11 protein-coding genes and 1 pseudogene are annotated in these 9,499 nt (G+C 62.3%); 2 read left to right on the top strand and 10 right to left on the bottom strand.

Annotated elements, in window-relative coordinates:
• Window positions 1–254: pseudogene (locus FCU66_RS18725) on the top strand (hypothetical protein); the annotation flags it as partial.
• 24 nt (window positions 255–278) lie between these two features.
• On the opposite strand, the gene FCU66_RS18720 reads toward FCU66_RS18725, so the two are convergent.
• Together FCU66_RS18720 and FCU66_RS18715 are read right to left on the bottom strand one after the other, a co-directional pair.
• On the bottom strand, window positions 279–1,586 hold the full coding sequence (locus tag FCU66_RS18720) for a replication-associated recombination protein A (protein ID WP_136622447.1): 1,308 nt from the start codon (window positions 1,584–1,586) through the stop codon (window positions 279–281).
• 47 nt (window positions 1,587–1,633) lie between these two features.
• Window positions 1,634–3,121, bottom strand: coding sequence for a DegQ family serine endoprotease (locus FCU66_RS18715; protein WP_136622446.1), 1,488 nt, complete (start codon window positions 3,119–3,121; stop codon window positions 1,634–1,636).
• 140 nt (window positions 3,122–3,261) lie between these two features.
• On the opposite strand from FCU66_RS18715, the gene FCU66_RS18710 reads away from it, so the two are divergent.
• Window positions 3,262–3,867 (top strand): hypothetical protein, encoded by a 606-nt coding sequence (locus tag FCU66_RS18710; RefSeq protein ID WP_136622445.1) that lies wholly within the window; start codon window positions 3,262–3,264, stop codon window positions 3,865–3,867.
• A 70-nt stretch (window positions 3,868–3,937) separates the two neighbouring features.
• On the opposite strand, the gene rplQ is transcribed toward FCU66_RS18710, so the two are convergent.
• The 8 genes from rplQ to rpmD all read right to left on the bottom strand — a co-directional run bounded on the left by rplQ (window position 3,938) and on the right by rpmD (window position 9,485).
• Complete coding sequence (rplQ, locus tag FCU66_RS18705; RefSeq protein WP_056588614.1) at window positions 3,938–4,369, bottom strand: 50S ribosomal protein L17; 432 nt, start codon at window positions 4,367–4,369, stop codon at window positions 3,938–3,940.
• A 103-nt stretch (window positions 4,370–4,472) separates the two neighbouring features.
• Window positions 4,473–5,483, bottom strand: a complete 1,011-nt coding sequence (locus tag FCU66_RS18700; RefSeq protein ID WP_013531438.1) for a DNA-directed RNA polymerase subunit alpha — start codon at window positions 5,481–5,483, stop codon at window positions 4,473–4,475.
• A 103-nt stretch (window positions 5,484–5,586) separates the two neighbouring features.
• Complete coding sequence (gene rpsK, locus FCU66_RS18695) at window positions 5,587–5,976, bottom strand: 30S ribosomal protein S11 (RefSeq protein ID WP_006205444.1); 390 nt, start codon at window positions 5,974–5,976, stop codon at window positions 5,587–5,589.
• Window positions 5,977–6,102: 126 nt separating this feature from the next.
• The gene (gene rpsM / locus FCU66_RS18690) at window positions 6,103–6,471 is read right to left on the bottom strand and encodes a 30S ribosomal protein S13 (protein WP_006205445.1); all 369 of its coding nucleotides are present in this window, start codon (window positions 6,469–6,471) and stop codon (window positions 6,103–6,105) included.
• A 191-nt stretch (window positions 6,472–6,662) separates the two neighbouring features.
• Complete coding sequence (locus tag FCU66_RS18685) at window positions 6,663–7,259, bottom strand: adenylate kinase (RefSeq protein ID WP_136622444.1); 597 nt, start codon at window positions 7,257–7,259, stop codon at window positions 6,663–6,665.
• Window positions 7,256–8,596 carry a preprotein translocase subunit SecY gene (secY, locus tag FCU66_RS18680; RefSeq protein WP_056588610.1) on the bottom strand — a complete coding sequence of 447 codons (1,341 nt, stop codon included), beginning with the start codon at window positions 8,594–8,596 and terminating at the stop codon, window positions 7,256–7,258. Before secY ends, FCU66_RS18685 begins: the two co-directional genes overlap by 4 nt.
• A gap of 192 nt (window positions 8,597–8,788) precedes the next feature.
• Window positions 8,789–9,265, bottom strand: a complete 477-nt coding sequence (gene rplO, locus FCU66_RS18675; RefSeq protein ID WP_136622443.1) for a 50S ribosomal protein L15 — start codon at window positions 9,263–9,265, stop codon at window positions 8,789–8,791.
• Between the two features lie 22 nt (window positions 9,266–9,287).
• Window positions 9,288–9,485: a 50S ribosomal protein L30 gene (gene rpmD, locus FCU66_RS18670; protein ID WP_006205449.1), complete on the bottom strand. Its 198-nt coding sequence runs from the start codon at window positions 9,483–9,485 to the stop codon at window positions 9,288–9,290.
• Window positions 9,486–9,499: the final 14 nt, after the last annotated feature.

The raw sequence follows: 9,499 nt of genomic DNA, 5'->3' as shown, positions 1-9,499 counted from the left end.
GGGTACGGGCGGGGTCGCAGCGGGCGGTGGCACCGCTGCCGGCTGTTCGGGCACTGTCGGCGACACGGGAGCAGGCGGCGGCCGGCTCGCCGCCTCGAACTGCTGTGGCGCTGCTGGCTGCCACGCTGGCCTTGATGCCGTTGCCGAAGCCGCCGAAACGGCTGGAGGAGGAGCGGGTGTCGGTCGACATCCTGACGCGTGAAGAACGACCGCGGCGGAAATGCCCCAAGGCGAAGCCTCGTTTCGAAGCGTGACGACGACCGGGTCACGCAAGCCTGCTAGTCCCGCTCTTTGCGCAGCTTCGCCCAATAATCGAGCCGCTTCCTGATGTCGCGCTCAAAACCGCGCTCCGGAGGATCGTAGAAGGTTTGCCGTCCCATCTTTTCCGGAAAGTAGTCCTGCCCGGAAAAGGCGTCGGGCTCGTCATGGTCGTAGCGATAGCCCGCGCCGTAATCTTCCTCTTTCATCAGCTTGGTCGGCGCGTTGAGGATGTGTTTGGGCGGCAGCAGCGAGCCAAATTCCTTCGCGGCCCGCGTGGCCGCTTTGAAGGCGGTGTAGACGGCGTTGGATTTGGGTGCGGTGGCGAGATAGACGGTGGCCTCGGCAAAGGCGAGTTCGCCCTCTGGCGAGCCGAGATAGTCGTAGGCGTCCTTGGCGGCGTTGGCGACGACGAGCGCCTGCGGGTCGGCAAGGCCGATGTCCTCCATCGCCATGCGCACCAGCCGGCGGCCGAGATAGAGCGGATCCTCGCCGGCATCGAACATGCGCGCAAGATAATAGAGCGCCGCATCGGGGTCCGAACCACGCACCGATTTGTGCAGCGCCGAGATCAGGTTGTAATGGCCGTCCTGGCCCTTGTCGTAGATCGGCGCGCGGCGCTGCACGATGCGCTGCAGTCCCTCCGGATTGAAAACCTCGCCGGGCTTTGCTGCCCGCCAGACTTCCTCTGCGAGGGTAAGCGACGCGCGGCCGTCGCCATCGCTCATGCGGATCAGCATGGCCCGCGCCTCGTCGTCGAGCGGCAGCGCCCTGCCCTCGGTTTCCTCGGCCCGCGTCATCAGCTTGGCGATGCTCTCCTCGCCCAACGAATGGAAGACCAGAACGCGTGCGCGCGACAACAAAGCGGCGTTCAGTTCGAAGGACGGGTTTTCGGTCGTGGCGCCAACCAGCACGACAGTCCCGTCCTCCATGACCGGGAGGAAAGAATCCTGCTGAGCGCGGTTGAAGCGATGGATCTCGTCGACGAACAATAGGGTCTGGCGGCCATTGGCGCGGCGCAGCTTGGCTGCTTCGAACACTTTCTTCAGATCGGCGACGCCGGAAAAGACAGCCGATATCTGCTCGAAGGCCAGGCTGGTTTCGCCGGCGAGCAGCCGCGCCACCGTGGTCTTGCCGGTGCCGGGCGGGCCCCAGAAGATCATCGAGCCGAGCGACCCGGAGCCGATCAGCCGGGTCAGCGCACCGTCAGGGCCGGTCAGATGCTCCTGGCCGACGACCTCGCCAAGATTCTTCGGCCGCAGCCTGTCGGCCAGCGGCCGCCCAAGCGGCGCCTTTTCCGGTTCATCGACGCTGAACAGATCGGCCATGCACTTCTTTTTCGTTGGAGCATGAGCCCGAATGCACGGGCTGTACCCTAATAACGCAACACCTGGCGCAGTATCTGCCCGCCACGCTCGACGGTAAAGCGCCACCAGCGCGTATCCGTCTTGGCCGCCTGCTCCAGGGTCGCGGCGGTATCGATGGTGGTGCCGTTCACCTCGCGCACGATGTCGCCCGGCTGGAAGCCGAAATCGGCGGCCGGCGAATCGCGGTTGATGTCGACCACGGTGACACCCTTGATGTCGGTGCGCAGGCCAAGCCGCTGGGCGAGCCGGGGCGACAGGTCCGCCACCTTGGCGCCAGAGAACGGGCTGCGGCCGTGCAACGTCACTTCGGCAGCCTTCATACCTTCCGGAGCGCGCTCCAGCGCGATGTCCATCGCCGCTTGCTGGCCTTTGGTCAGAACTGCGAAATTCGCGGTGGTGCCGATCGACAGCGTCGCCATCCGGTAGTCCAGCGCTTCGATGCTCTCGACCGGCTTGCCGTTGAGCTGCAGGACGACGTCGCCGGGCTTGAGCCCTGCCTTGGCGGCCGGTCCGGTCGCCTCGACCGACGAGACCAGCGCACCGGTCGGCTTCTCCATGCCGAGCGATTCGGCAATCTGCGGCGTCACCGCTTCGAACTCGGCGCCGATATAGGGCCGCTCGAAGAAGTCGAGCCCGGCCTTGGCCGCGTCGGCAAAGGCGCGAACCATGTTCGAGGGAATGGCAAAACCGATGCCGATCGAGCCGCCGCTGCGGCTGTAGATGGCGGTGTTGATGCCGACCAGCTGGCCGCCCATGTTGATCAGCGCGCCGCCGGAATTGCCGGGGTTGATGGCGGCGTCGGTCTGGATGAAGAAGCTCGAATCCGACACGCCGATATGGCTGCGGGCAAGTGCCGAGACGATGCCGCTGGTGGTGGTCTGGCCGACGCCGAAGGGGTTGCCGATGGCCAGTAGCAGATCGCCGACCTCGAGCGCGTCGGAATCGCCGATGGCAATGACCGGAAACGGCTTGTCCGAGGTGATCTTGAGCACGGCAAGGTCGAGCGTCTCATCCTTGAGCAGCACCTTGCTGTCGAACTCACGCCCGTCCGCGGTCGCCACCTTGACCTGATCGGCATCCTTGATGACGTGGTAATTGGTGACCACCACGCCGGTCGGGTCGACCAGCACGCCGGAGCCGAGAGACGACTGCGCCCGTGGCTGCGAACGACCGAAGAATTCCTCGAAGAAGGGATCGCCATCGAAGGGCGACGTCACCTTGGCGGTCTGCGAGGCATAGACATTGACCACGGCCGGCGCCGTCTGCTTGACCAGCGGCGCAAACGACAGCTGCACTTCCTCGCGGCCGAACGGCACACGCTTGTCGGGACCGGAGGTGGCGTTCTCGCCTTCCACGCCATGCAGCAGGTCGGTCAGCACATCGGACAGGCCAGGATCGGTCTTGGTCTCCTCGGCCAATGCCTGCCTGACCACCGGTGCGGCCGCAAACGCCATCATGGCGAAGAGCAGAACAAGGGACAGTCGGTTGGCGCGCATTCACGAATCCTCCAAGGCGAGTTCGGGGGCATTGTCCCGACGATTGTGCAAAATGAAAGGCTAAGCCGCTGAAATCCGATTATTTTGGGCAGCAAAGCAGCTATAGGTCGACTTGAAACCGAAAACCCTCGTCGGACCTGATGAAAAGACAGTTCGTCTCATTCCGTGACTTTTTGAGGACCGGCAAACTGGGCCCGGTCTTCCATGGCATGAAAATGATCGAGATCGCCGAAGTGCTCGGCACACCTGAACACGCAGATCCAGATTATTGGACTTTCGGAAAGCTCGAGATTTCCTTTGATGACAAGGCGCCGTGCCAGATGAACTGGTTTCAAATCGAAGAAGCCGGTTACCTCGAAGGCGATTTCGAGGTTCTTACCGCTACCCTTGCGATTTCGCTAGATGGCTTCAATGGAAACACGAAGCCATCGGAATTCCTGGCTGCGGCCTTGTGGCCGCCAGAAGAGGTCATGGTCTTCTATACCGCGGCGGGCGGCGATATCGAGCTGAACATATGTGCCGGTCCCATCCAGATTCATTTCCGAGTTGATGCGGATTTCATCGAAGATCAGGACATCGGAAAATATTTGAACAGCGTGACGGCTTCCCAATTGATCGCCGATATCGACCGTCGAACGGCGGTAGACAGCATCTACTCCTACCCGCATCCGGCGGTGGAACAGATTACACAAGCGATCGATTGGAAGCCGATTGGCGGACGAGACTATCTCGATCTTGCCAGGTAAGGGACAAAGCCCTTCAACAACAAAAAGGGGCCCGCAGGCCCCTTTGAATTCAATCCGGAAAAACCGAGCCTTATGCGGCTGCGGCGTCCGCGTCGGTGCCTTCGGCTTCGATGCGAGCGCGATCGCCGGCGCCCTTGGCCGAGGTGTCGCGATCGACAAACTCGATGACGGCCATCGCGGCGTTGTCACCGTGGCGGAAGCCCGCCTTCATGATGCGCAGATAGCCGCCGTTGCGGGTGGCGTAGCGCGGGGCGATGGTGTCGAACAGGCGCTTGACGACGCCTTCGTTACCGATCTGCGCGATCACCTGGCGGCGGGCGTGCAGGTCGCCGCGCTTGCCGAGCGTGACCAGCTTCTCGACGATCGGACGCAAATCCTTCGCCTTCGGCAGGGTGGTGACGATCTGCTCATGCTCGAGCAGCGACACGGCGAGGTTGGCGAACATCGACTTGCGATGGCTAATGCTTCGGGCGAAGCGACGGCCTTTGAAACCGTGGCGCATGGCTCTTTTCCTTCTTCAGTTGTTCAAGAGGCCGAGGCCTCTGATGGTTTTCCGCATGACCGTCGGATCGAGCGGCTACGCCGCCGATCCTTGGAATTCATGCTCAATATTGGTCTTCGTAACGCTTGGCGAGGTCTTCGATGTTTTCCGGCGGCCAGTCCGGCACTTCCATGCCGAGGTGCAGGCCCATCGCCGCCAGGACTTCCTTGATCTCGTTCAGCGACTTGCGGCCGAAGTTCGGGGTGCGCAGCATCTCGGCTTCGGTCTTCTGGATCAGGTCGCCGATATAGACGATGTTGTCGTTCTTCAGGCAGTTGGCCGAACGGACCGAAAGCTCGAGTTCGTCGACCTTCTTGAGCAGCGCCGGGTTGAAGGCGAGCTCGGTGACGGCCTCGGCGGCGACTTCCTTCTGCGGCTCGTCGAAATTGACGAACAGGCCGAGCTGGTCCTGCAGGATGCGGGCGGCGAAAGCCACCGCGTCCTCGCCGGTGATCGAACCGTCGGTCTCGATGGTCATGGTCAGCTTGTCATAGTCGAGAACCTGGCCCTCGCGGGTGTTCTCGACCTTGTAGGAGACCTTCTTGACCGGCGAATAGAGGCTGTCAACCGGGATGAGGCCGATCGGCGCGTCTTCGGCGCGGTTGCGGTCGGCCGGCACGTAACCCTTGCCGGTGTCGACGGTGAATTCCATGCGGATTTCAGCGCCTTCGTCCAGCGTGCAGATGACGTGGTCGGGGTTGAGGATCTCGACGTCGCCAACCGTCTGGATGTCGCCGGCAAGAACCGCACCCGGTCCCTGCTTGCGAACGACCATGCGCTTGGGACCATCGCCTTCCATGCGGATGGCGATTTCCTTGATGTTGAGGACGATGTCGGTCACGTCCTCGCGCACACCGGCGATGGACGAGAATTCATGCAGAACGCCGTCGATCTGCACGGCGGTGACAGCCGCACCGCGCAGCGAAGACAGAAGCACGCGGCGCAGGGCGTTGCCCAGCGTCAGGCCAAAGCCACGCTCGAGCGGCTCGGCGACCAGCGTGGTCAGCGTCTTCTTCTTCGACGAGAACTCGATCTTGTTCGGCTTGATCAGTTCCTGCCAATTTTTCTGGATCATGATGCTTTCCTTCCGTTGACCCGCCACCATCCAATCGTGGCGGGCGACCTGGAATGCCGTGGAGGAGCACCCAGGGGCGCTCGCGCGACGTTCGGTAAATTGCTTAGACGCGACGCTTCTTGCGCGGGCGGCAGCCATTGTGCGGGATCGGCGTCACATCACGGATCGAGGTGATGGTGAAACCGGCCGCCTGCAGGGCGCGCAGTGCCGATTCACGACCGGAGCCAGGTCCGCAGACCTCGACTTCGAGCATGCGCATGCCGTGTTCCTGGGCCTTCTTGGCAACATCCTCGGCAGCCATCTGGGCAGCGAATGGGGTCGACTTGCGCGAGCCCTTGAAGCCCTGGGCACCGGCCGACGACCAGGCAATCGAATTACCCTGCGCGTCGGTGATGGTGATCATCGTGTTGTTGAAGGTCGAATTGACGTGGGCAACGCCCGACGAGATGTTCTTGCGTTCGCGACGGCGAACACGAGCGGCTTCCTTGGCCATGATAGTCCTTTCAGTTGATCTCTACACCGCCGTAATGCCAGCGGCTCCACCTAGGAAAGCGAGTAGTGAGTAGGGAATAGCGAATAGGGATCCCTACTCGCTATTGGCTACTCGCTATTCGCTGACTTACTTCTTCTTGCCGGCGATCGACTTGGCCGGGCCCTTGCGGGTGCGCGCATTGGTATGCGTGCGCTGGCCGCGAACCGGCAGCGAGCGGCGGTGACGCAGGCCGCGGTAGCAGCCGAGGTCCATGAGCCGCTTGATGTTCATCGAGACTTCGCGGCGCAGGTCGCCTTCGACCTGGTAGTCGCGGTCGATGGTTTCGCGGATCTGCAGCACTTCCGCGTCGGTCAGCTGGTTGACGCGACGCTCGGCCGGGATGCCGACCTTGTCGACGATCTCCTGGGCGAACTTCTTGCCAATGCCGTGAATGTACTGAAGCGCTATGACAACGCGCTTGTTGGTCGGAATGTTGACGCCGGCTATACGAGCCATGTTCTTCTCTTCTCCATGTGGGCCGGACGAACCGGCGCTATCTTAAGTTGCCCCGCGTCCGGTGGAGGCCGGCCCATGCGGGAGTTTCCAGTTCAAAGCGGCTGCCTTGCCCTTGCGGACAAGCAAAGCCCATGCCTGATAGGAAGACGGGCCGCCATACCGCAGCGAACCGCTTCCGTCAAGTGCAATCGTTAATTTCCCCGCGTTGCGTCCTTGAGCACCGCTTCGATCTGTTCCGTCACAGCATCGATATCGGCCATACCGTCGACACTCCGGAGCTTGCCTTTGGCATAGTAGTAGCCAATCAGCGGCGACGTCTTCTTGTAGTATTCCCTCAGACGCTCTTCGAACACGGTCGGATTGTCGTCCTTGCGAACGGGCAGACCAGCGGCCTGTGCCTCGTTGGCGCGCTTGACGATTCGGCCAACCAGCGCCTTGTCGTCGACGACAAGTTCAATGACGGCGTCGAGGCCCTGGGAGCGATCCGAAAGCATCAGCTCGACCGCGTCCGCCTGCACCAGGGTCCGCGGATATCCGTCGAGGATGAACCCCTTGGCGCAATCCGCCTGATCGATACGCTCGGCGACGATCGCGTTGACGATGGCGTCGGAGACCAGTTCACCGGCATCCATCACCGCCTTGGCGCGCTTGCCGACTTCGGTGCCTGCCTGGACGGCAGCACGCAGCATGTCGCCCGTCGAAAGCTGGGGTATGCCGTGTTTTTCTACCAGTCTTTGTGCTTGCGTCCCCTTGCCCGCTCCTGGCGGCCCAAGCAATATCAACCTCATCTGGCTTTCTTCCCCCCGCGCAGCTTCGACTTCTTGATCAGGCCTTCATACTGATGCGCAATCAGGTGACCCTGAATCTGCGCAACCGTATCGAGCGTGACACTGACCACGATCAGAAGCGATGTGCCACCAAGGTAGAATGGTACGCCAGTCGCCGAGATCAGGAACTCCGGCAGCAGGCACACCAGCACCAGATAGATGGCGCCGACGACGGTGATGCGGGTGAGAACGTAATCGATGTAATCGGCGGTGCGCTCGCCCGGACGATAGCCGGGGATGAAGCCCGAATGCTTCTTGAGCTGGTCGGCGGTGTCCTTCGGGTTGAAGACAATCGCGGTGTAGAAGAAGGCGAAGAACACGATCATCGCCGCATAAAACAGCATGTAGAGCGGCTGGCCGTGGCCGAGCGAGGCGAGCACGGTGCTAGCCCAGGCCGGCATGTTGGTCGTCTGCGAGAAGCCGGCGACGGTGGCCGGCAGCAGCAGCAGCGACGAGGCGAAGATCGGCGGAATGACGCCCGACGTGTTGAGCTTCAGCGGCAAGTGCGAGGTATCGCCCTGGAACATGCGGTTGCCGACCTGGCGCTTCGGATACTGGATCAGCAAGCGGCGCTGGGCGCGCTCGAAGAACACGATGAGCGCAATGACGACGATGGCCAGCACGATGATCGCGAGGATCAGGCCGGTCGACAGCGCGCCGGTGCGGCCAAGCTCCAGCGTGCCGGAGATGGCGTGCGGCAGGCCGGCGACGATGCCGGAGAAGATGATCAGCGAAATGCCGTTGCCGATGCCGCGGGCGGTGATCTGCTCGCCCAGCCACATCAGGAACATGGTGCCGCCGACCAGCGTGACGACGGTCGAGATGCGGAAGAACATGCCGGGATCGCTGACGATGCCGTTGCCGCCTTCCAGGCCGACCGAAATGCCATAGGCCTGAACCAGCGCAAGCAGCACTGTGCCGTAGCGCGTGTACTGGTTGATGACCTTGCGGCCCTGTTCGCCTTCCTTCTTCAGCGCTTCCAGCGACGGGATGACCGAGGTCATCAGCTGCATGATGATGGAGGCGGAGATGTAAGGCATGATGCCGAGCGCAAAGATCGCCATGCGCTGCACGGCGCCGCCGGCGAACATGTTGAACATGCCGAGCACGCCCTTGCTCTGCGAGGAGAAGGCTTGGGCGAAGGCGTCGGGATTGATACCGGGAAGCGGAATGTAGGTGCCGAGGCGGTAGACGAGCAGCGCGCCGATCGTGAACCAGATGCGTTTCTTAAGGTCCTCCGCCTTGGCGAAGGCCGAGAAATTCAGATTCGAGGCTAATTGTTCAGCAGCCGAAGCCATGCCTGATTCTCCGCTTGGTAACGCTTGATGGCCCTGAGGTCAGGCGGCGCGTTTCACCGAAGCCCACGAGATAAGCTCCGGGCTCTAAACATGCAAGCGGCCGCGTTGACGCGGCCGCCTCGTTGAGCAGATCAAAGCGCAATCGTGAGCAAAAACGGATCCCACTCTTGCCGATCGCGCTTCAAATTGCCGTTACTCGGCAGCTGCCTTTTCTTCCGGCAGCTTGACCGAACCGCCGGCCTTTTCGATCTTCTCGATCGCGGCCTTGGAGGCGCCGGCAACGTCAAAGGCGAGCTTCGCCTTGATCTCGCCGTCCGAGAGGATGCGCACGCCGTCCTTGACGCGGCGGATGACGCCGGCGGCAACCAGCGATTCAGCCGTCACGGTTGCCTTGGCGTCGAGCTTCTTGGCGTCGATGGCCACCTGGATCCGGGCCAGCGACACGACAGTGAAGCTCTTGGCGAAGATGTTGTTGAAGCCACGCTTCGGCAGGCGCCGGTAGAGCGGCATCTGGCCACCCTCGAAGCCGTTGATGGCGACGCCGGAGCGTGCCTTCTGGCCCTTGACGCCGCGACCGCCGGTCTTGCCGGAGCCGGAGCCGATACCACGGCCGAGACGCTTCTTGGAGTGCGTCGCGCCGTCCTTGTCACGCAGATCGTTGAGTTTCATCTGAGTTCTCCTGCGCTCTGGCTCAGCCCTCGTCCACGACGCGGACGAGATGCTGGACGGCAGCGATCATGCCGCGCACGGAGGGCGTATCTTCCAGCGTGCGCTGCTTGTGCATCTTGTTGAGGCCGAGGCCGACCAGCGTCGCGCGCTGTTCCTTCGGGCGGCGGATCGGCGAACCGATCTGCTCAACGGTGATGGTCTTGGTTGCTTTCTTGGCCATGGTCAAAATCCCTG

Source organism: Mesorhizobium norvegicum (genome assembly GCF_004919685.1).
GTDB classification, from domain to species: Bacteria; Pseudomonadota; Alphaproteobacteria; order Rhizobiales; family Rhizobiaceae; genus Mesorhizobium; species Mesorhizobium norvegicum.
Note: the sequence above shows the minus strand (reverse complement) of the source record. Positions and strands in the feature narration are given on the sequence as shown.